The organism is Brachybacterium sp. UMB0905, assembly GCF_002871795.1.
In the GTDB taxonomy this organism is placed as follows: Bacteria; Actinomycetota; Actinomycetes; order Actinomycetales; family Dermabacteraceae; genus Brachybacterium.
The window spans coordinates 79916-101566 of record NZ_PNHL01000004.1; the positions used below are offsets into that span (position 1 = coordinate 79916).

The window sequence follows — 21651 nt, forward strand, 5'->3', positions numbered from 1 at the left end:
ACAGTCGAAGGCCTTCGGGCCATCACACACTCACCCCGGGCGGAGGGATCCGCTCATGGACCTGATCGGTCCACTTGTCTCCCTGGGCGTCGGCCTGCTGCTGGTGCTGGCCTGCGGCGGTTTCGTCGCCGCCGAGTTCTCCCTGATCACCGCCAACCGCAACGACGTCGAAGCCGCTGCGCAGAACGGTGACAAGCGCGCCGCCGGCGTCCTGCACGGCATGCACACCCTGTCCACGCAGCTGTCCGGCGCGCAGCTCGGCATCACCGTCACGAACCTCGGCATCGGCTTCCTCGCCGAACCGGCGATCGCCGCGCTCACCGGCCCGCTGCTCGAGGACGCCGGGCTCAGCGCCGTCGCCGCCCGCTCGGTGTCCGTCGCGATCGCCCTGATCCTCGCCACCGGCGTGACCATGATCTTCGGGGAGCTGGTCCCCAAGAACCTCGCGATCGCCGAACCGCTGCGCACCGCCAAGCTCGTCGTCGGCTTCCAACGCCTGTTCACCCGCATCTTCATGCTCCCCATCCGCCTGTTCAACGGCAACGCGAACATGGTGGTGCGCGCCCTCGGTGTGGAGCCGCAGGAGGAGCTGTCCTCCGCTCGCAGCGCCGATGAGCTGTCCGTCCTGGTCAAACGCTCCGCCGACGAGGGCGCGCTCGCTGCGGAGACCGCCTCCCTGATCCAGCGCACCCTCGCCTTCGGCGACCGCCGTGCCCACGACGCCATGGTCCCGCGCGGTCGCGTGGACTCCCTCGAGGTCGAACAGACCGTTGCTGACCTGCTCGAGCTCGCCCGCGAGACCGGCCACTCCCGCTTCCCCGTGCGCGACGACGAGGACGAGGTCGTGGGCATCGCCCACATCCGCCACGGCCTCGCCGTCCCCCACCCCGAACGGTCCACCACCACCGTCGGCTCCGTCATGGACCCCGCCACCTACGTGCCGGACACCGTGCCGCTGGATGACCTCATGGACACCCTGCGCGCCGGCGGCCTGCAGATGGCGATCGTGGTCGACGAGTTCGGGGACCATGCGGGTCTGATCACCCTCGAGGACCTGGTCGAGGAGATCGTCGGCGAAGTGCGCGATGAGCATGATGATGAGCACGACGACGTCCCCGACCCCGACGGCTCCTGGGACCTCGATGCGCGTCTGCGCCCCGATGAAGCCACCGAGCGTCTGGGCGTGACCGTCCCCGAGCACGAGGACTACGACACCCTGGGCGGCCTGCTCACCATGGAGCTCGGGCGCCTCGCGGAGGTCGACGATGAAGTGGTGGTCCCCACCGACCCCGCCCCGGGCGAGGAGCCCGCGCAGCTGCGGCTCGTCGTCACCGAGATGGACGGCATGCGCATCGAAACCATCCACGTGTGCGTCGAACCCCTCCCGGAGGAGACCGAGGAGGAGGACCGATGAGCGACCTGCTGGGCATCGGCCTGACCCTCGTGCTGCTGCTGGCCAACGCCTTCTTCGTGGGCGCGGAGTTCTCCCTGATCTCCGCGCGCCGCTCCGTCATCGAGCCCAAGGCCCTCGAGGGCAGCTGGGCCGCGAAGGTCACCATCTCCGCGATGGAGCAGGTGTCTCTCATGATGGCCGGCGCGCAGATGGGCATCACCGTCGCCTCCCTGGCGCTCGGCGCGATCAGCGAACCGGCCATCGCCCACCTGCTGGCGATGCCACTGGAATCCCTCGGGGTGCCCGGCGCGCTGCTGCACCCCATCAGCTTCGCGGTCGCCCTCGCGCTCGTGACCTACCTGCATGTGGTGTTCGGGGAGATGGTCCCCAAGAACATCGCCCTGGCCGGCCCGGACCGCATGGCCCTGATCCTCGCCCCGCTCCTCATGGGTGTGGTCACCGTGATCCGCCCCCTGCTGTGGCTGCTGAACTCCACCGGCAACCTCGTGCTGCGGCTCCTCGGCGTCCAGCCCAAGGACGAGGTGACCAGCGTGTTCACCCGTGACGAGGTGGCCGCGATGGTCAGCGAATCCAAAGAGGGCGGGCTGCTGGAGGACAACGACGAAGCACTGCTGCTGGGCGCCCTGCGCTTCGAGGCCCGCTCGGTCGCGAACGTCGTGATCCCCTTGCCGCGCGTGGCGACCCTCCCCGAAGGGGTCACCGCCGCGCAGGCCGAGGCCGCCGCCGTCGAGGGCTTCTCCCGCTTCCCCATCAAGGCGGCCGATGGCTCCCTGGTGGGCTACGTCCACATCAAGGACCTGCTGGACGCCGTCCAGCACCACCGTGACCGCCCCATCCCCGCTGAGTGCATCCGCGCCCTGCCCCGGATCGGCGCGGACCAGCCGCTGCAGGATGCGCTGGCGCACATGCAGGCCTCCGGCGCCCACCTCGGAGCGGCCACGGCCGCCGACGGCACCGTGATCGGCGTGGTCACCTTGGAGGACATGCTCGAGGAGCTCGTGGGCCAGATCCGCGACGACTCCCGCCTGGCCGCCTGACCAGCTGTCCGGCCCCGGGACCGTCGGCGGGGGAGCTGCGCAGCGCCCCTGACCGACTGTGCCGCTCCGTGCGCGTTTCCAGTCGTCATCGCGCATTTCCTCCGTGATACCGGACACCTTCGGGGCGCAGTGGCACGCGCGGTCATCGGGCATGGATACGGTCGAGCCAGCACACCGTCGTGTCCCCCGGGAAGGCCTGTCCGTGAGCACCGTCGTCCCCGTCTACTTCGTCTCCGATTCCACCGGCATCAGCGCCGAGACCATGGGCAATGCCCTGCTGCTGCAGTTCCCGAAAGTCCCCTTCGAGCGCCATCTGCGGCCCTTCGTCTCCAGCGTCGCCGACGCCGAGCAGGTCCGTGCCGAGCTCGACGAGGCCGCCGCCGGCCCCGTCTCCCCGATCGTGTTCCTCACCGCCGTGGACATGGACGTGCGCGCCACCATCCTGCAGACCCGCGCGACCGTGATCGACTTCGTCTCCGACCCGATGGGCGTGCTCGAGCAGCAGCTGGGAGTCCCCGGCGACCACGCCCCGGCCCGCCTGCACTCCGTGGCCGACTCCCAGCGCTACAACCGCCGCATGGCCGCCGTGGAGTTCGCGATCGAGCACGACGACGGCCAGTCCGTGCGCGCCATCGAGAAGGCCGATGTCATCCTCATCGCCCCCTCCCGCTGCGGAAAGACCCCCACCTCGATGTACCTCGCGCTCATGCACGGCATCTTCGCCGCGAACTACCCGCTGGTGGACGAGGAGCTCGAGGGCGAGGTGCTGCCCGAGACCATCCGCGCAGTCTCCGACCGCTGCTTCGGCCTGCTCACCTCCCCGCAGCGCCTCGCCGCGGTGCGCGGCGAGCGCCGCTCCGGTTCCCGCTACGCCTCCATGGAGCAGACCCGCTGGGAGCTCTCGCGCGCCCGTCGGATCTACGACACCTACCGCATCCCCTACGTCGACTCCTCCACGAAATCCGTGGAGGAGATGTCCACCCTCATCCTGCAAACCCTCGGTCAGCGCGGCGCCGCCTGCTGACCCCGTCCCCTAGGAGCACACCCATGTCGCAGAGCATCCGCTGGTTCTCCGGACTCGGCATGAAGGACCTGGACCAGGTGGGCGGCAAGAACGCCTCCCTGGGCGAGATGGTCTCCAACCTCACGAGCCTGGGCGTCCACGTCCCCGACGGCTTCGCCACCACCGCCGACGCCTACCGCGAGTTCCTGGGCGGAACGGGCCTCGCCGAGCGGATCGACGCTCGTCTGGCGGACCTGGACACCGATGACACGGTGGCGCTCGCCGAAGCCGGGCAGGAGATCCGCGACCTCGTGGTGGCCCAGCCCTTCCCCGCCCAGCTCGAGGCGGACATCCGTGAGGCCTACGAAACGCTCGCCGCCGGCAGCGGCGATGAGGCCTCCTTCGCGGTGCGCTCCTCCGCCACCGCCGAGGATCTGCCCGATGCGTCCTTCGCGGGGCAGCAGGAGACCTTCCTGAACGTGCGCGGGATCGACGCGGTCCTCACCGCGATCCGTGAGGTCTTCGCCTCCCTGTACAACGACCGGGCGATCGCCTACCGCGTCCACCACGACTTCGACCACGCCGCGGTGGCACTGTCCGCGGGCGTGCAGAAGATGGTCCGCTCCGACCTCGGCTCCAGCGGCGTCATGTTCACGGTGGATACCGAGTCCGGGTTCGACGGCGCCGTGTTCATCACCTCCGCCTACGGCCTCGGCGAGGGCGTCGTGCAGGGCGCGGTGAACCCCGACGAGTTCTACGTCTCCAAGACCGCGCTGCGGGACGGCAAGGCGCCCGTGCTCAAGCGGCAGGTGGGGGACAAGGCCACCAAGATGGTCTACACCGAGGATGCGACCGTCGGCCGCTCCACCGCCTTCGTGGACGTGGACCCGGCCGAGCGCACGAAACTGTCGCTGACCGATGAGCAGCTGGTGGAGCTCGCCAAGCAGGCGCTGATCATCGAGGAGCACTACGGGCGCCCGATGGACATCGAATGGGGCCTGGATGGGGCCGATGGCGGGCTGTACATCCTGCAGGCCCGCCCCGAGACGGTGCAGTCCCGCGCCGGCTCCACCGTCGAGAAGTACCACCTGGCCGAGCGCGGCCCGGTGCTCGCCGAGGGCCGTGCGATCGGCGCGAAGATCGGTGCGGGTCCGGTGCGGGTCCTCGAGCGGATCGAGCAGATGCACGAGTTCCAGCCCGGCGAGGTGCTGGTGGCCGACATGACCGACCCCGACTGGGAGCCGATCATGAAGCGCGCCAGCGCCATCGTCACCAACCGCGGCGGTCGCACCTGCCACGCCGCGATCATCGCCCGCGAGCTGGGGATCCCCGCCGTGGTGGGCACCGGCAGCGCCACGCGGGAACTGGCCGACGGGCAGGAGGCCACCGTCTCCGCCGCCGAGGGGGACACCGGGTACGTGTACGAGGGGATCCTCGAGTTCTCCGTCGCGTCCTCCTCCGTGGAGTCGATGCCGCAGCTGCCCACCAAGATCATGATGAACGTCGGCAACCCGGAGCAGGCCTTCGCCTTCTCCCGCCTGCCGAACGCCGGGGTGGGCCTGGCGCGGCTGGAGTTCATCGTGAACCGGCAGATCGGCATCCACCCGCGCGCCCTGCTGGAGCCGGAGAAGCTCGATGAGCGCACTGCCGCGGAGGTGACGGAGCGCATCGCCGCCTACCCGTCGGCTCGCGAATTCTTCGTCTCCCGTGTGGCCGAGGGCGTGGCGACGATCGCCGCGGCCTTCGCGCCGGAGCCGGTGATCGTGCGGATGAGCGACTTCAAATCCAATGAGTACGCGAACCTCCTGGCCGGCAGCATCTTCGAGCCGGAGGAGGAGAACCCGATGATCGGGTACCGCGGCGCCTCCCGCTACCTCTCCGAGGACTTCGCGGAGTGCTTCGCGATGGAGTGCGAGGCGCTGCGGCACGTGCGCGAGGACATGGGCCTTGAGAACGTGAAGATCATGATCCCCTTCGTGCGCACCCCCGGCGAGGCGAAGGGCGTCATCGACCTGCTGGCCGCGAACGGTCTGCGCCGGGGCGAGAACGGCCTCGAGGTCATCATGATGTGCGAGGTGCCCTCGAACGCCGCGACCCCCGAGCTGTTCCTCGAGCACTTCGACGGCTTCTCCATCGGTTCCAATGACATGACGCAGCTGACCCTGGGCCTGGACCGTGACTCCGCCCTGGTGGCGGAGGCGTTCGATGAGCGTGACCCGGCGGTGCTGTTCATGCTGGACCGTGCGATCACCGCGTGCCGCGAGGCCGGGAAGTACGTGGGCATCTGCGGGCAGGGCCCCAGCGACCACCCGGATCTGGCCGCGTGGCTGATGGAGCGGGGCATCACCTCGCTGTCGCTGAACCCGGACACCGTGGTGGACACCTGGCTGCGCCTGGCCTCCCAGGAGCGCACCGGCAGCTGACAGGTCCGACGGGGACGGGCCTCGGCCGTGCGGCCGGGGCCCGTCCTGTCAGCGGTGGTTCAGAGCTGGATCTGCGGGTGGCTGCCGGTGTCGTGCTGCGAGGTGACGGTGGTGAGAAGGAACACGGAGTTCTCGAGCGCCTCCACGCTGTGGCGGTGATGGGTGAGAGCCTCCAGCTGCCCTTCGACGAGCTCCACCGGGTCCTGGCCGGTCACGCGCAGGCGGCCCCGCAGCACATGGATCGAGGCGGCCGGCGGGGCGTTGTGCTCACCCAGGCTCGTGCCCTGGGCCAGGGCGATCACGGTCTGGCGTAGCGGGCCGTCGTGCACCAGGCGCTCTGCATGCCGACCGTTAGCCGCCTCTCGGGCGCGCTTGATCGCGGTCTGGATCGCTTCATCAAGGTCGGCCATCGGACACCTCCGGAGGTCAGGAATGCTGACCTCGAGTATGACCCAGGTCTCACGCGCGGTCGAGGGTGGTGGGGGCGCAGGCGGAGGTGTGCCCGATCGACGCCCGCGCGATATCGCGATATCGTCGGGGCTGAGGTGATGGATATGACGGATGTGCTTATCAGGGGACTCAGCACCGAGGCGGTAGCCCGGATCGATCATGCAGCTGCTGCCCAAGGTCTGTCTCGCAACGAGTACCTGCGTCGGCACTTCGAGTCGACTCCAGCCCGGGCCGATGTCGTGCGGGTGACGGCTGCCGACTGGCAGCGTTCCGCAGAGGTCTTCGCCGATCTGGCTGATGAGGCCGTGATGGAGGACGCGTGGCGGTGAAAGGCTGGCTTCTGGATAAGTCAGCTTATGTCCGGATGCAACGGGGCGAGGTTCCAGCGCTTGACGAATGGAACTCCCGCATCCAGCGCGGGCTCGTGCGTCTCTCTACCGTGACGCGCCTTGAACTGGGATTCTCCGTGCGGTCAGGTCAATCAGGGCGCGAAGCCTTCACCGCGCCGCCACTATCGCTGATGCCGATCGAACATTTGACGCCTGCGATGGAGGACCGTGCATTCGAGGTCCAGATGCTGCTGGCAGATCAAGGGCATCACCGAGCCCCCTCGATTCCGGACCTCCTTATTGCCGCGACAGCCGAGAAAGCAGGCTTGACCGTGCTCGCTGCGGACAAAGACTTCTTGCTGATCGCGTCGGTCACAGGGCAGCCGGTCGAGCATCTCGTTGTGGACTGACGGGGGCACGCCTTCCTCCTCCCGATGACATGCGGGGGAGGTGAGGCCATGTTGCGGATGCAGATGCACGCGGACGTTGAATGGGCGCGGCCCTCGCCGACGGCGGTGAGGTGCTGAGGCGTCGGAATGATGTATGAAGCGTCCACGATGTCAGTGAAGCCGATGGGGTCGGCAATCGCACCCGCTTATCGACGTCCGCCAGCTCTATCAGCTCGTGCTACGGGCGGCTCATACCTGCTGAGTGTTCTGCACGTGGGTGTGCTAGCAACGCGAGTCCTGTCACGGCACAGGAGAGAAAAGCCCTAGCTCTCGGCGACAGCGGCGCGTGCGAGGTCCAGCATCTCTCGGGCGCTGATGCCCAGCTTGCGGGCGGCGGCGGCAACGTCGCGGAACTCGGGCTCGCGGCGCACCACCTGCCCGTCGGCCCCGCGCGCGACCTTCACGGCGATCCGCTGGCCGCGCACCTCGATCTCCTCGAACTCTCGCGTACGGATCTCCCGCTCGACCCGATGCCGACGCACCCCGAGCGTGCCTGTGAGGTCCATGAGCAGAGCGGACAGCTCCAGCTCCGCGCCTTCGCGCACGAGCGCATGGACAGTCACCGCAGGCCGCCCCTGCTTCATGACGATCGGCGTGAGCCAGGCATCCAGCGCCCCCGCCGCGAGCAGGTCCTCGACCACCCCGGGCCAGAGCCGCGGGTCCAGGTCGTCGACGTTCGCCTCGAGCTGCCAGGCGGCAGCGGGGGTGTCATGGGCGTCGGCTGCCTGCTGCGTCACTGCGCCGGGTGCGCTGTCGGTGGCGGGCGCCGTGCCAATGAAGACTCGCACCACGTTCGGCCGGCCCGGGGTGTCCTTCGTGCCTGCGCCGACGCCGAGAGTCGTGACCGTCATCGGCGGCTGCGGACCGGCGCTCGCCGCCAGCCCGCGCAGCAGCGCCGCACCGGTCGGGGTGGCGAGCTCGCCGATGCCGGGGGCGACGCCGGCGGGGGAGCCGTGCGCGTGCGGGCCGCCCCGGGCGTGCTCCGGCAGCTCCTCCTCGTGAGCGTGCGCGGCATCGTGGTCGCGCTGGTGAGCGTGTGCGTGGTTGTCCCCTTGGTCATGCCCGTGGCCGTGGTCATGCCCGTGCCCGTGCCCATGCCCATGCCCATGCCCATGCCCATGCCCATGCCCATGCCCATGATGGTGGTGCCCGCGCGCGGGCAGGAGCTCACCGGCCACCGTCGGCCATCCGAGCGCCAGGCGCGCCACCGCCGGAACCGGCACCGGGATATCGCCGTGCGCGGCACGGATCCGCCCGGAGCCGACGGCGAGCACGCTGCCCGTCGCGTCCGTGATCTCGAGCTGACGCCAGGCCTCGCACGCGCCGATCACATCAGCCAGCGAGTCCAGCGCCCCCACCTCATGGAAGTGCACCTCGTCAGCGGGGACACCGTGCGTGGCGCCCTCCGCCGCAGCGAGTCGGCCGAACACCTCAAGCGCCAACTCGACGGTGCGCGCGGGTACCGCTGCGGGCGCCTGCTGCAGCATCTGCCGGATCGACGCCCAGGTCCGATGCGGCGGATCCTCCACGAGGACCTCCACGTCGACCTTCACCGCCCGCTGACCGCCACGGTCCACATCGGACCGCACGAAACGCACTGACCCAGGAACCAGGGCGTCCAGCACTTCTTGGATGTGCTCAAGGTCCGCGCCGGCGTCCACGAGGGCCCCCAGCAGCATGTCTCCAGCGATTCCGGCGGTGGCGTCGATGTGCGCAAGCATGCAGTCGAGCCTATCGACGCTGGGTCAGCGTGCCTACTCGCCGAGCTCTTGGAGTACGTCGTCGAGGTCGTCCGTGGCGATCTCGCGGAAGCGCCGCTCGGCGATGTCCGCCCGGCCGACTGCGGCCGCTGCCCGAAGTGCGCCAGCTTGGCTCGCTGTTCGGCTTCGTGCTGCTCTAGAAGGCGCAGCCCCGCCCGGAGCACCTCGCTGGCGTTCTGGTACTGCCCCGTCGAAACCAGTGAATCGACGAGCTTGTGCTGATGGTCGCTGAGCACAACATTTCGCGTCGGCATCTCACCACCTCCTCTATAGGTATGGCAGGTTCTGCCATGCGTGATGAGTTACCGCTCTTTGACCCTGCTTCCCGTGTGGCTCCAACGTGCCGGGTCATCTGACCCGTCGGCAGTGGGAACAGCACCTTCGGCCGGTGGTGGCCTGCCCGCCAGATCCTTAGCGTCGAGAACGACAGGACCTCGAGACATGCGCCACCCGGCGCCAAGGAGCTGAACCGAGATGTTCCCGACCACCCGTTCCTTCGACCGTCGATCCTTCTTCGCCGCCACCGCGGCGCTGGGTGGCGGGGCCGCTGCCCTGACCCTCCCGGCCACCATGGCTCGGGCGGAGGACACCGCGATCCGCGGCCAGGACGTCTCCTCCCACCAGGGCAATGTGGACTGGGCCGCGCAGGCCGCCGCCGGGTCCCGCTTCGCCTACTGCAAGGCCACCCAGGGCAACTGGTACAAGAACCCGTACTTCTCCCAGCAGTACGGCGGCTCCTACGAGCACGGCCTGGTGCACGGCGCCTACCACTGGACTGAGCCGGGCAACTCCGACCCCGTGGCCGAGTGCGACTTCTTCGTGGACAACGGCGGCGGCTGGAGCGACGACGGCCGCACCATGCCCGGCATGCTCGATGTCGAGGACAACCCCAACGGCATGGGCATGGAGGAGCTGCAGGGCTGGATCGTCGCCTGGATCGACCGCTACCGCGAGCGCACCGGCCGCACCCCCGTGGTGTACACCGGCGCATGGTTCTGGGACGCGCAGGTGGGCCCGAACTGGGCGCCGGAGAACGTGCCGCTGCACGTGGCCGCCTACACCGCCGAGCCGCCCGTCGGCACCCAGATCCCCGGCACCTGGAACGCCTGGGAGATCTGGCAGTACAACGACAGCGGCGCCTTCGCCGGTGACCAGAACCTGTGGCACGGCAACCAGGAGCAGTTCGAGGCCTTCCTCGTGGACCCGAACTACGACCCCGTCAGCAACTGACGAGCCGCGACGGTGGTTTCCATCGCACCCCCGTACGCGGGGTGGGTGATCCACGCAGGCGTACCCGTCACCCGGGGGCCGGAGCGGTGACTACAGTGGACCGCGGACTACGCGACCCCCTGGAGGAGCCCCGGCCATGAGCGATCTGCGGATGATCATCCACCCCGACGGCACGGGGGTGCTGCACACCCCGCGCGGCGAGAAGCCGGTGAGTGCGCCGAACCCGGCGGAGACCCGCCGGCAGCTGCTGCAGCTCGCCGTCGAGGAGACCCGCGCCGCGGGCCGGGATCTGCAGGTCACGGTGCTGGCCGAGGGTCGCAGCTCCGAGATCATGGTCGATCCCTTCGGCGCCACGCGTCCCGCCTCCCCGGAGCCGATGATCCAGTCGGTGCCCGGGGCCAGCTCCACCGCCGATGAGGTGGACGATGAACCGGACCTGGAAGCCACGGTGGTCCGCCCCGCGGGAGGAGCGGACATGATTCCGCCGCCGCCCGGGCCGACGCACGCCGCGCCCGCGCCGCAGGCCGCCGAAGCCTCGGCCCCGTCGGCGCCCCCGATCCCGTCGGCCCCGTCGGCTGCCCCGATCCCGTCGGCCCCGTCGGCTGCCCCGCCGCCCTCTGCGCCTTCAGCACCCTCGGCCCCGGCGGCTCCGGCCGCGGAGCAGCCCGAGGTCAACGCGTGGTATCAGCCGGCGAGCCCCGCCCCGATGCCCACCGCGCCCTCCCCGGCCCCGGCCCCGCAGCCCGCGGATGAGGCGCAGGGGTACCCGCAGTCCGCCCCGCAGCAGGGGCAGGGCTCGCCGCAGCCGCCGCAGGCCTCCCCGCAGATGCAGCAGGGGCAGCCGCAGATGCAGCAGCCCCAGCCGGTCCAGCCGCAGCCCGTCCCGCAGCCGATCCCGGGCCAGCCGTCGGCACCGGAGCCCGCCCCCGCGCACCACGGCATCGCCGAGGATGACCCGGAGTGGCAGCGCATCGCCCAGGAACCCGCCACCGAGGGATCCCGCGGCAGCTGGAACCGCCGACTGGGCATGAAGCTGAAGCCCTCCGAGGAAGAGCTCGCCGCGCGCCGCGCGCGCCTGGCCGAGGAGCGCAGCCGCGCCGAGGAGGAGCGCCGCGCCGAAGCCGTCCGGCAGGAGGAGGAGCAGCGCGCCTCGAGCCGCCGCGAAGCCCGTCGGCGCCAGCAGGAACAGCGCCGGCGCGAGCAGCGCGAGGTCATCCAGACCAACTTCCAGGGTGCCCGCACCATCCTCATCGCGAACCCCAAGGGCGGCGCACGCAAGACCACCAGCACCTACCTGCTCGCCGCGACCATGGGCATCGTGCGCGGCGGGTCCGTCGTGGCATGGGATGCCAACGAGACCATGGGCACCCTCGGGGACCGGTCCCGCGTCGGCAACCACACCCGCACCGTCGTGGACCTGCTGCACGGCGCCGAGGGGCTTTTCTCCTCGATCGAGGGCAGCCGCCTGGGGGCCCTGGACGCCTTCGTGCGTCCGCAGGGGGACAGCCACTTCGACGTGCTGGCCTCCGATGAGGACCCCACCCGGCAGGACATCGTGGACGCCAAGGGTTTCGCGACCGTCCACGAGATCCTCACGCGCTTCTACCGGCTGATCCTCGTGGACACCGGCAACAACATGCGCACCGGCCATTTCCAGGCCGCCCTCGAGGCCGCCGATCAGCTCGTCATCCCCGTCGCGGCCAGCCACGACTCCGCGCGCGTGGCCCAGCAGATGATGAAGGCGCTGGTCGCGAGCGGGCACGAGGAGCTGGTGCGCTCGGCCGTCGTGCTCATGCACGAGCTCGAACCGGAGGGATCGCCCGACGGCCCGGCCGTCGCGCAAGAGCTCGCGGACGCCTTCGCGCCGCAGGTCGCCGAGGTGCTGCCGATCCCCTTCGACGATGCCCTCAAGCGCGGTGGCGCCATCGACTACGCCACCACCTCCGAATCCACGCAGAACGCCTACCTCGATGCCGCGACCGCCGTGGCGCGCGGGGTCCAGCAGGCCGCGCAGAATCGCGAGGAGAAGAGCGCCGACGGGGACGCCTGAGCAGCAGAGGCCCCCGTCGGGCCCGGACCGGTCAGATGCCGGTCCGGGCCTCGTCAGCCGCTGAGCTTCAGCCCTGCTCCTTTTCCCAGGCGCCGTAGCTGCCCTGCAGCTCCACGACGTCCCAGCCGGCCCGGCGCAGCGCGGAGGACGCCACCGTGTTGCGCTGCCCGGACTGGCAGAACGTGATGAGCTTCGTGCCCTCGGGCAGCTGGTCCTGGTGGAACAGCACCTTCCCGGCGCTCAGCTGCTCCGCCCCCGGGATCGTGCCGGCGGCATGCTCGGAGCGGTTGCGCACATCCAGCAGGTAGTCCTCCGGCTCGCTCTCGCGCAGCGCCGCGAGATCCGCGGGAGCCACCACCGCCGGGGCCGACAGCTCCAACTCCTCCAGGGAGGGCAGGTAGCCGGTGAGGCGATCCACGCCCACCCGCACGAAGTGGTCGCTCCACTCGCTCGCGGTCTCGGCATCAGGCGCGAGGACCACGAGCTCGGCGTCATCGGACTCCGGATCGAAGGCCCAGCCGATGTGCGTGGCGGCCTTGCCGAGGTTCGGCAGGGACAGCGCCCCGGGTACGGTGCCGGCGTGGACCTCCTCGACCGGGCGGGTGTCCACGAGTGCGAGGGAACCATCGGCCATCCCCGTGCTGAGCTGGGTGGCGCTGACCTCCCGCGGGACGGGCCGCTCACCCATGATCGCCGGGCCCTGCTTGTTCTGCCGCTTCATGCGGGCGAAATAGGCGTGGGCATCGGGCTGGCCGTCCAGCAGCTCCTCGACGAAGCCCTGCTCATCGTCGTTCTCCAGGTACGTCGCCCACCAGGCGAACTTGCGCTCATAGCCCACGGTGGTCGACGGCAGAGCGCCAAGCGCCTTGCCGCAGGCGGAGCCGGCGCCATGACCGGGGAAGACCTGGATGTGATCGCCCAGGTCGATGAAGGCATGCTTGAGGGAGGCGAACAGCTGCTTGGCGCCTGCGAACCGGGTGTCCTGGTAGCCGGCGGCCTCATCGAGCAGGTCCGGGCGGCCCAGGTCCCCGGAGAACACGAAGTCACCGGTGAGGTAGTAGCCGGGCTGGTCGGTCACTGCCCCGTCGGTCACCAGGTAAGCGAGATGCTCGGGGGTGTGGCCGGGGGTGTGCTTGGCGGTGACAGTGATGTTGCCGAGCGTGATGGTGCCGCCGTCGTGCAGCAGCTCGGCGCCGAAGCCGTAGGTCCAGTCCTCCCCACCCTCACCGGAGACGTACGCGGTCGCGCCGGTGGCGGCGGCGAGCTCCCGGGTGCCGGAGAGGAAGTCGGCGTGGATGTGGGTCTCGGCGACCGCGGTGATCGTCAGGCCGTGGCGGGCGGCGAGGTCCAGGTAGACCTGGATATCGCGGCGGGGGTCCACCACGAGGGCTTCGCCCTTGGCCTGGCAGCCGATCATGTAGCTGGCCTGCGCCAGGTCTTCGTCGTAGATCCGTTCGAGCAGCATGGGGTTCTCCTGGGTCAGTCGGTGGCGGGGTGGCCGTTCGTCCGGCGGGTGGGGCTGTCGTTGGGCTGGGCATCGGGCTGGGCATCGGGTCGGGTGAGGTCCCAGCTCTGCCCGGTGGTGGGGGTGAAATGGGAGGTCAGACGGAACTGGTCGCCGCGCAAGAGGGTGATGCGCCATTCGATCGCCCCCCGTTCGCTGCGGCTGAAGCGTTCGATGCGGAAACCGGGGGAGCGGGGGGTGACGCCCAGCAGCTCGGCGTCCTCGGCCGCGAGGGTGACCGCCTCGATGACTTCGTGGCCGAAGCGGGGCACGACGCCCAGACGCTGTTCCATCTGCGTGTACAGGGCGGTGTGGGAGAAGTCCGCGTCCAGCAGTGGACGGGCGAGCTCGGCGTCGAGGTAGACGGTGTCCAGTGCGAGCGGCACTCCGTCGGAGCAGCGCAGCCGGGTGAGGACCAGCAGCGGATGGTCTGCGGGGAGGTTCAGGTGGGCGGCGGCCTCCGGGTCGGTGGTCTCCTCCAGGCGCAGCACGCGGCTGTCCTGGCTGTGTCCGGCATCCTCCACGGAGGCGAACAGGCTGTAGAGCACGCCGACGGGCTGCTCGACCACGCCCGGGCACACCCGCGGGGTGCGGCCGCGCTCAGCGCTGACGAGGCCGGATTCACGCAGCGGGCGCAGGGCCTGCCGCATGGTCTGCCGACTGACGCCGTATTCTGCTGCCAGCACCTTCTCGCCGGGGAAGGCGGTGGGGTATTCGCCCAGGTCGATGCGCCGCCGCAGGTCCTGTTCGACCTGGCGCCACAGCGCGGGGCCCCCGTCACGTATCAGATCGATCGCCGGCATCTCTTGCCTCCTGAACTCTCCGCCGCCTAAGGTACGTACATTCCGGCCCGCGGGCAAGACGGGGCCACGCACAACACCCCAGGGGGTCAACGATGACCAGCATCCACCACCGCGTCCTCATCATCGGCGGCGGCAACGCCGGCATCACCGTCGCCGCGCGACTGCGCCGCCAGGGGGTCGAGGACATCGGCCTCATCGAACCCAGCGACAAGCACTACTACCAGCCACTATGGACCCTCGTGGGCGGCGGCTGCGCACGGCAGAAGGAGACCGTCCGCTCCGAGGCATCGGTCATGCCGCAGGGCGTGGCCTGGATCAAGGACCGCGCCACCGACATCGACCCCGAGCAGAAGCTCGTCTCCACCGCCGGTGGTGTGCAGATCACCTACGACCAGCTCGTCGTCTGCCCCGGCATCCAGCTGGACTGGGACGCGATCGACGGCATGGCCGAGGCGCTCGAGACCCCGGCGGTGTCCTCCAACTACCGCTTCGACCTGGCCCCGAAGACCTGGGATCTGATCCGACAGCTGCGCTCGGGAACTGCCGTGTTCACGATGCCGTCGGGCCCCATCAAATGCGCGGGCGCCCCGCAGAAGATCGCGTATCTCGCCGCCGACTACTGGCGCACGCAGGGCGTGCTGGACAACATTCGCGTGGTGCTCGTGCTGCCCACCCCCGGCATGTTCGGCGTGCCGGAGTTCGCCGAGGAGCTCGAGCGCGTGGTACAGGACTACGGCATCGAGGTCCGCTTCAGCAGCGAGGCCACCGCGATTGACGGCCCCGGCAAGACCGTGACCATCACCCCGAACGACGGCGGGGAGGCCGAGACCCTGGCCTTTGACATGCTGCACGTGGTGCCGCGGCAGTCCGCGCCGGACTGGCTGAAGCGCACGCCGCTCGCCGATCCCGAGAACCCCGCCGGCTACGTGCAGGTGGACAAGCACACCCTGCAGCACGTGCGCTACCCCGATGTGTTCTCGCTCGGTGATGCCGGCTCCACCCCGAACTCCAAGACGGGCGCCGCGATCCGTAAGCAGGCCCCGGTGCTGGTGGAGAACCTGTTGGCCCGCATGAAGGGCGAGGAGCTCACCGGCTCCTACGACGGTTACGCCTCGTGCCCGCTGACCACCTCGCGCTCGACGATGCTGCTGGCCGAGTTCGACTACACGATGCGGCCCACCCCGAGCTTCCCGAAGATCGACACCACGAAGTCCCGCAAGGACATGTGGCTGCTCAAGCGCTACGGGCTGCCCGCGATGTACTGGAACCTCATGCTCAAGGGCAGGGCCTGAGAGATCTGCCGCCTGCCGTGTTGCGGAGTTGTTTGATCATCAGCAAACAACTCTGAACAACTTTGGGAAACAACTCTCGGGTCGGGTGCGGTCAGAGGTCGGCCGCGATCCATCGAACCCCCGGGCCTCGAGTGGGACCATCGGGGTCTTTCTTGATGCGACGGGTGTTGGCGAGGTAGCGCAGAACCTGCGTGACCTCCCGAGCGGGGGCGCCGGTGGCGGAGGCGATGGCGCGATTGGTGACTGTCTCGCCGGATTGCACCGCGCTCATCACCCAGTGCTCGACCGCGCCGGCCTGGGGAGCGGTGCCGCCAGAGGCGGAGAACTCGTTGCGCGCCTGCCCACTGAGCTGCCACTCGTCAGCGCCCTGCGCTTCCTGCAGCACACCGGTGCTGACCATCCAGCCGAGGACCGCGCGCGCCTCCGAAATCCCCACCTGGAGGAGAACAGAGGCTTGGCGCCCGGACAGGACGGGCGCGCTCTCCAGATGCTTGAGAACCAGAAGGGCATTGAGACTGTTCACCTCCGCTGCGGGCCCGAGAGTCATGTCCAGGGCGCTGAGCCAGCGGATGAACGCTGTGTCTACCGCATCTGCGGTGAACGTGACAGACACGTGGAAGTTGTCGGCCTGGACGTGGGGTGCCGTGCGCCCATCTCGCAGCATCGAGACCCACATGCGGTCGAAGCCGCGTGACGTCTCCTCTACCAAGCCCAGGCGATGCAGAGCTCGCATCAGCGCCACGTTGCGAGGCATGGAGCGGGTGCTGAGGATCTGGTCTAGTTGAACGCCGTGCGGGAGCGGTCCGGGCGAGTCGATGCTGAGCCTGATCGGAGAGTGGTCGATGTCGATCGGCATCTGTGACGCCCAGTCACGGTGGACAAAGGCGTTGGTCACCGACTCGTCCACAGCCTGCGCAGGAAAATCGGGGATAGGGCGTTCGAGCCCGCTGGGCAGTTCGACGCGAGAGTTCTCTGGATCCGACAGAGCCGAGATGCGCTCGCGCACTGACGTCATGGCGAGCAGGAGCGGACCGGTGTACTCCGTGGTGGACGGCTCTGCCCCAGGGGTGCGTCGCCAGAGGTGACGAGCAAGTACTCGATCGGTGCTGGCCAGTAGGATCTCCCCGGCCACGGTGAGTGTTCCCCGGTCGTCGAGAACGCCCAGGCGGCGCAGCACATCCTCCGCGGAAGTGGCGCGCTCGCCAGGGGAGCGGTGCTCAAGCAGGCGCTGAGCGAGTGTCATGGCGGCGGGGTCCAGGTCGCTGATCCCCAGTGATGAGGGCCGTGCGGTGTAGTCGGGGTTCGCCCGCGCGAACGCGATCGCCTGGCGTTCGCGATCAGTGAGCTCCCGGCAGGAATCCCCGTCGCGGATCGTCGCTGCTCCGTTGGAGCGGGAGTAAACCGTCAGGCCCGGGGGGATACGGATGTCCAGCAGTCGTACCCCATCCCAATCCAGCTCCGTGACGTCGACGGTCAGAGGCGGTCTGGTGTTGTGAAAGATCTTCGCCCGGATGGTGTGCGCATCAGCATCGGTTCCCGTGAACGCTGCTGGACCAGCGGCCTTGTCCCGGAGGCCGAGAATGATGTGGGACTCGCCGTCGGCGTTCGCGAAGCACACCGTAGCGTCCAGCAGCACCTCGATCCGGCGCGCGTCAGGATTGCGTGCGGGAGTGGTCGCAGGATCCTCTTTGAAGTCGAGGTGCTGATCCTCGACGTCCGCGGGTCGGGCGCCGGTGGAGATGGCCTCCAGGGCTGTACGGATCGCCTGCGGCAACGACGGTGACGTGGGCATGATCCGAGACTAGAGTTGTTTGCGAGTTGTTGCAACAACTACAAACAACTCTGAACAACTCGGCGGAACAACTCCTAGGTGTGCGGTCAAGACGGCTCGTCTCTGCCGTGCTATGGGAAGCTGCCTGCCGTAGTAGGCCGGAGGTGCTGACGGGGTCCTGAAGGTGTCCCGCTGCAGCGGCCGGGTTTATCCACGATCGCGGCGGAGCGGATGGTGCGGCGCGGTCGGGGAGCTTCGTTGGCGATGCTGCAGATGAAGGTGAAGATGCGATTCCTGCTCGGGACCCGGCGGGCTATCCCGGGTCAGGATCCTGAGGCAGTACACCGGGAGATCTGACCCGTCGCGCGGAACGCCTGGCCCCGATTTCCTCACGGCGTCGCGCGGGTGAAGCGCTCGGCCTTGCGGCTGGGGCCGATCACCAGGATGACGTCGCCCTCGCGCAACACCGTGTCCGCAGTTGCGGTCTCCCATCCCGCGCCGCGGTGCTTCACCGCCGAGACCGTCACGCCATGGCGCTGCCGGATGGCGCTGTCTCCCAGGCGCACCCCGTCATACGCAGGGTTCACCTGGGTCTTCACCATGGCGAAGTCGGTGTCGATCTCGATGAAGTCCTCCATGCTGCCCAGGACGATGTGTGCCACCCGTCGGCCCATGTCCTTCTCCGGGTACACCACATGCGGAACCCCCAGCTGCTGCAGGATCAGGCCGTGCGCATCGCTGACCGCCTTCGCCCAGATGTGCGGGACGCCGAAGCGCAGCAGCAGTGAGGTGATCAGAATGCTGGACTCCAGGTGGCTGCCGATCGCGATGACCACCCGCTCGAACTCCGTCACGCCGAGCTGCCGCAGCACCTCCTCATTTGTCGCGTCGGCGGCGACCACGTGGGTGAGCTGCCCGTTGAGGGACTGGACAACGTCCTCGCTGACATCGATACCCAACACTTCCGCGCCGTCGGCCATCAGCTCCCGGGCCAGGGACTGACCGAAGCGGCCCAGGCCGATCACGGCCACAGCCTGCCGGGATGCCAGGCGGGTGGGATCGAAGGCGCTGAGAAACCTGTGCTTAGCCAATGATCGGCCTTTCCTTGGGGAGCTCATACAGGACAGTGCGGGGACGCAGCGCGAGCGCGGTCGCCGCTGTGATCGGCCCGAGACGCCCGATGAACATCAGGGCGATGATGATCAGCTGCGCCGCCCCGGGCAGGTCCGCCGTGATCCCGGTGGACAGCCCCACGGTGCCGAAGGCTGAGGTGACCTCGAACAGGATCTGATCCAGGGCGAGATCCGTGAGCAGCATCAGCACGGTAGTGGCGGCCAGCACCAGGCCCGCGGCGAGCATCACCACCGTGATCGCCTGCCGATGCACGGCGCGCGAGAGTCGCTTCCCGGCCACGGTGACCGCCCCCGCCCCGCGCAGCTCCCCGAGAGCCAGCAGGAACAGCACTGCGATCGTCGTGACCTTGATGCCGCCCGCCGTACCCGCCGGCCCGCCGCCGATGAACATCAGCGCATCCATCCCCAGCCACGTGGCAGGATCCATCGCCCCGACGTCCACAGAGTTGAAGCCCGATGTGCGGGTCTGCACCGACATCGTCAGGCCGTTCAGCAGGCGCTGGGCCGGGGGTAGAGCGCCGAGTGTGGCCGGGTTCGCCCATTCGATCGCCGTGATGTACACCGTGCCGAGCGCCAGCAGCAGAGGTGTCATCAGCAGCACCAAGCGGGTGTTCATGCTCCAGCGGCGCGGGGTGGCCGGATACCGCCATAGCTGCATGATCACCGGGAACCCCAGGCCGCCCAGCACCGTCGCACTGGACAGGGTCAGCAGGATGATGCCGTCGTCGGCGAAGGATATGAGGCTGTCACTGAACAGGGCGAAGCCGGCGTTGTTGAACGAGGACACCGAGTGGAAGACACCCAGCCAGAGGGCGCGAGGCCAGGACTCGCCGTATCCCAAGGCGAAGCGCAGCGTAAGGATCACGGCGGCGACCGCTTCGATGAGCAGGGAGATCCGCACGACCCCGCGGACCAGGTGCCGCACGTCGTCCAGTCCCAGGCTCTTGACCTCCGCGGCGGCGGTCAGCGTGGAGCGCAAGGACAATTTTCGCACCACCATCAGCCCCACCACGGACGCGAAGGTCATCACGCCGAAGCCGCCCACTTGGATCAGCGCCATGATGACCACGTGGCCCAGCGGCGTCCAGAACGTCGCCGTATCCACGGTGACCAGGCCCGTCACGCACAGTGCGGAGACGGCGGTGAACAGCGCCTGCAGGGGCGTGGCACCGCCCTGGCCGGTGGAGGCGGCCGGATGCATCAGCGAGAGGGTGCCCAGGACCGCGGCCACGGCGAAGCCCAGGAACACGGTCCGGGCCGGTCGGGGTCGATGGTCCACTGGGCGGTGGCGCGCAGCGACGGGGTCGAGCACGCCGGGGATCCTACGCCTCCGGGCGCGGGATGCCACCCGGGGGCGGGGCCCGGTTCTGTGACGTCAGCTACGCGCGGTCACGCTCGCGACGGTCTCGCCGGGCGCGTGATGCCGTCCGGAAGCTGCTGTCCTCGTCATCCTCGGAGGCCGCGCGGCCCTCGAAGTCACGGTCGAGTGGCTCGTCAGGCGCATGATCCTCGCCGACGGGCCCCGTGGTGGCCGTGGCGAGCAGGTGCGGGCTGAGGTCCGCGGTGAGCGCGCGGCGGCGGCCGTCCGCGTCGAGCAGCGCCATGCGGTCGAGGATCCGCACGCTGAGGTCCAGGAGTTCTTTGTCGGCCTCGTACAGCTCTTAGGCGATCGAGGGCCATGCGCAGCCACTGCGAAGTAGGCTCGCCCGCGAGGTCGGTGAGGTCCGGACGCACCCAGCGGGCCTCGCGCAGCTCGTAGGAAAGGTGCGCGTCCGCGCTCGCCGCAGTGCCGGTGAGCACGGTGACCGTGTCGCGCTTCCCGGAGGTGGTGACGGTGCGGGTGGTGAGGACGGCGAGGGTGCCGGTGACCTCCAGGCCCAGCTCCTCGCGCACCTCACGCCGCGCCGCGTCCTGGGCGCTCTCACGCCGCGGCCGGTATCCGCCCCCCGGCAGGCTCCAGCGCTCCGGGTCCGCGTACGAGTGGCGCACCGCGAGCACACGGCCCGAGCGGTCGGGGTGGCGCAGCAGCACCTGCACCCCGAAGGTCCGCGGCCGACGCACCCGCCACCAGAGGCGCTGCAGCTGGTGGCCGGCGCGCAGGAGGCAGGGGAGCAGGGGTGATCGGTTGGGCATGGCGCGAGACTCAGTGCAGGGACGCGTCCGCCGGGCCCGTCCGCCAGGCGGTGAAGCGCACCTCGAGCCCCGCGCGGGTGGGCGCGCACAGGAACGGCCCGGCCTCTGCCACGGCCTCCGGATCCAGCGGTGTCACCCGCACGAACTGCCACGGCTCGCCCACCGGGGCTGCGCGCACGATGAGGGCATCTCCCGTGCGGCTCACCCGCACCGTCACCTCGCGGCCCGCCCAGTCATCGACCGGGGCCACCGACCAGTCCGAACGCCCCGCGGTCACGACCGCACCCAGCTGCAGCACCCCGTCGGAGCGCTCGAGGCCCGCCTTCACCCAGGTCTCTGCATCCACGCGCACGAACACCCCGGCCTGATCGAACTGCTTGGGCAGGTCCGCGCGGAAGGACACCTCCACGGCCTCACCCTCGGCCAGGGGCGCCAGCAGCGCATGCTCGGTGTCGTGGATGAAGCCGTAGCTCGTCACCCGCCAGGCGTCCGAGCCTTCCACGGCCGTGACCAGCAGGTCCTCACCGTCGGTGCGCGCTGCGGCCGGAGGGGTGGTCCAGCGGCCGTCAGCCCAGGGGCGCGGGGTGCTGTGCGGGGTCGTCATCCCGTCACGGTAGCTGCTGGATTCCACGGAAGGGACTCCAGCGACCGGCCGCGTGCACTATGCAGGCGGCCGGTCAGGAGAGTGCCGTTCGTGGAATCTCCATCCTGTCCGTGGACGCGGACCAGCGGAGGGAATCGACCTCTGAGCGGCACGGTGCGTGCACGATGCAGGGCGCGTGCCGCTGAGAGGTCAATTTCCTCCGCCCACTCCTCCAGCCTCGGTCCCGGCCCGGCCCCACAGCCCCGTCACCCCTGGCAACCCCTGGC

At 69.6% G+C, this 21651-nt stretch carries 18 protein-coding genes and 1 pseudogene; 9 read left to right on the forward strand and 10 right to left on the reverse strand.

The window, feature by feature from the left end:
- Nucleotides 1-55 precede the first annotated feature (55 nt).
- The 4 genes from CJ197_RS04825 to ppsA all read left to right on the forward strand — a co-directional run bounded on the left by CJ197_RS04825 (nt 56) and on the right by ppsA (nt 5877).
- Nucleotides 56-1414: a hemolysin family protein gene (locus CJ197_RS04825; protein WP_102235621.1), complete on the forward strand. Its 1359-nt coding sequence runs from the start codon at nt 56-58 to the stop codon at nt 1412-1414.
- Nucleotides 1411-2451, forward strand: coding sequence for a hemolysin family protein (locus tag CJ197_RS04830; RefSeq protein ID WP_102235622.1), 1041 nt, complete (start codon nt 1411-1413; stop codon nt 2449-2451). The genes CJ197_RS04825 and CJ197_RS04830 overlap by 4 nt, the downstream gene beginning before the upstream one ends.
- A gap of 202 nt (nt 2452-2653) precedes the next feature.
- Nucleotides 2654-3475 carry a pyruvate, water dikinase regulatory protein gene (locus CJ197_RS04835; protein ID WP_369801483.1) on the forward strand — a complete coding sequence of 274 codons (822 nt, stop codon included), beginning with the start codon at nt 2654-2656 and terminating at the stop codon, nt 3473-3475.
- Between the two features lie 23 nt (nt 3476-3498).
- A complete protein-coding gene (gene ppsA / locus CJ197_RS04840; protein ID WP_102235624.1) occupies nt 3499-5877 on the forward strand; it encodes a phosphoenolpyruvate synthase in 2379 nt (792 codons plus the stop codon).
- A gap of 59 nt (nt 5878-5936) precedes the next feature.
- On the opposite strand, the gene CJ197_RS04845 is transcribed toward ppsA, so the two are convergent.
- Nucleotides 5937-6287 (reverse strand): hypothetical protein, encoded by a 351-nt coding sequence (locus tag CJ197_RS04845; RefSeq protein WP_102235625.1) that lies wholly within the window; start codon nt 6285-6287, stop codon nt 5937-5939.
- Between the two features lie 144 nt (nt 6288-6431).
- On the opposite strand from CJ197_RS04845, the gene CJ197_RS04850 reads away from it, so the two are divergent.
- Nucleotides 6432-6656 (forward strand): hypothetical protein, encoded by a 225-nt coding sequence (locus tag CJ197_RS04850; RefSeq protein WP_102235626.1) that lies wholly within the window; start codon nt 6432-6434, stop codon nt 6654-6656.
- The gene (locus CJ197_RS04855) at nt 6647-7066 is read left to right on the forward strand and encodes a PIN domain nuclease (RefSeq protein ID WP_102235627.1); all 420 of its coding nucleotides are present in this window, start codon (nt 6647-6649) and stop codon (nt 7064-7066) included. The genes CJ197_RS04850 and CJ197_RS04855 overlap by 10 nt, the downstream gene beginning before the upstream one ends.
- A gap of 302 nt (nt 7067-7368) precedes the next feature.
- Here CJ197_RS04855 and CJ197_RS04860 read toward each other — a convergent pair whose 3' ends face one another.
- On the reverse strand, nt 7369-8826 hold the full coding sequence (locus CJ197_RS04860) for a LarC family nickel insertion protein (RefSeq protein ID WP_102235628.1): 1458 nt from the start codon (nt 8824-8826) through the stop codon (nt 7369-7371).
- Nucleotides 8827-8954: 128 nt separating this feature from the next.
- Nucleotides 8955-9119: pseudogene (locus CJ197_RS15860) on the reverse strand (type II toxin-antitoxin system ParD family antitoxin); the annotation flags it as partial.
- Nucleotides 9120-9339: 220 nt separating this feature from the next.
- Here CJ197_RS15860 and CJ197_RS04870 point away from each other — a divergent pair.
- Together CJ197_RS04870 and CJ197_RS15110 are read left to right on the forward strand one after the other, a co-directional pair.
- The gene (locus CJ197_RS04870; RefSeq protein ID WP_102235629.1) at nt 9340-10095 is read left to right on the forward strand and encodes a GH25 family lysozyme; all 756 of its coding nucleotides are present in this window, start codon (nt 9340-9342) and stop codon (nt 10093-10095) included.
- A 136-nt stretch (nt 10096-10231) separates the two neighbouring features.
- On the forward strand, nt 10232-12145 hold the full coding sequence (locus tag CJ197_RS15110; RefSeq protein ID WP_158239377.1) for a hypothetical protein: 1914 nt from the start codon (nt 10232-10234) through the stop codon (nt 12143-12145).
- Between the two features lie 67 nt (nt 12146-12212).
- Here the strand turns inward: CJ197_RS15110 and CJ197_RS04880 are convergent, their stop codons facing one another.
- Both CJ197_RS04880 and CJ197_RS04885 read right to left on the reverse strand, forming a co-directional pair.
- Entirely contained in the window at nt 12213-13610 is a 1398-nt protein-coding gene (locus CJ197_RS04880; protein ID WP_102235630.1) for an MBL fold metallo-hydrolase, read from the reverse strand.
- A gap of 14 nt (nt 13611-13624) precedes the next feature.
- Entirely contained in the window at nt 13625-14452 is an 828-nt protein-coding gene (locus CJ197_RS04885; RefSeq protein WP_102235631.1) for a GntR family transcriptional regulator, read from the reverse strand.
- Between the two features lie 92 nt (nt 14453-14544).
- Between CJ197_RS04885 and CJ197_RS04890 the strand changes: the two genes are divergently transcribed.
- Nucleotides 14545-15744 (forward strand): FAD/NAD(P)-binding oxidoreductase, encoded by a 1200-nt coding sequence (locus tag CJ197_RS04890; RefSeq protein ID WP_102235632.1) that lies wholly within the window; start codon nt 14545-14547, stop codon nt 15742-15744.
- Nucleotides 15745-15835: 91 nt separating this feature from the next.
- On the opposite strand, the gene CJ197_RS04895 is transcribed toward CJ197_RS04890, so the two are convergent.
- The 5 genes from CJ197_RS04895 to CJ197_RS04915 form a co-directional block, all read right to left on the reverse strand.
- Nucleotides 15836-17536 (reverse strand): RNA-binding domain-containing protein, encoded by a 1701-nt coding sequence (locus CJ197_RS04895; protein WP_102235633.1) that lies wholly within the window; start codon nt 17534-17536, stop codon nt 15836-15838.
- Nucleotides 17537-17904: 368 nt separating this feature from the next.
- Entirely contained in the window at nt 17905-18606 is a 702-nt protein-coding gene (locus tag CJ197_RS04900; RefSeq protein WP_233190647.1) for a TrkA family potassium uptake protein, read from the reverse strand.
- Nucleotides 18599-19960 (reverse strand): TrkH family potassium uptake protein, encoded by a 1362-nt coding sequence (locus CJ197_RS04905; RefSeq protein WP_102235635.1) that lies wholly within the window; start codon nt 19958-19960, stop codon nt 18599-18601. The genes CJ197_RS04900 and CJ197_RS04905 overlap by 8 nt, the downstream gene beginning before the upstream one ends.
- A 182-nt stretch (nt 19961-20142) precedes the next feature.
- The gene (locus CJ197_RS04910) at nt 20143-20781 is read right to left on the reverse strand and encodes an NUDIX domain-containing protein (protein ID WP_102235636.1); all 639 of its coding nucleotides are present in this window, start codon (nt 20779-20781) and stop codon (nt 20143-20145) included.
- A 10-nt stretch (nt 20782-20791) separates the two neighbouring features.
- Nucleotides 20792-21385: a DUF1349 domain-containing protein gene (locus CJ197_RS04915; RefSeq protein WP_102235775.1), complete on the reverse strand. Its 594-nt coding sequence runs from the start codon at nt 21383-21385 to the stop codon at nt 20792-20794.
- Between the last annotated feature and the right edge of the window lie 266 nt (nt 21386-21651).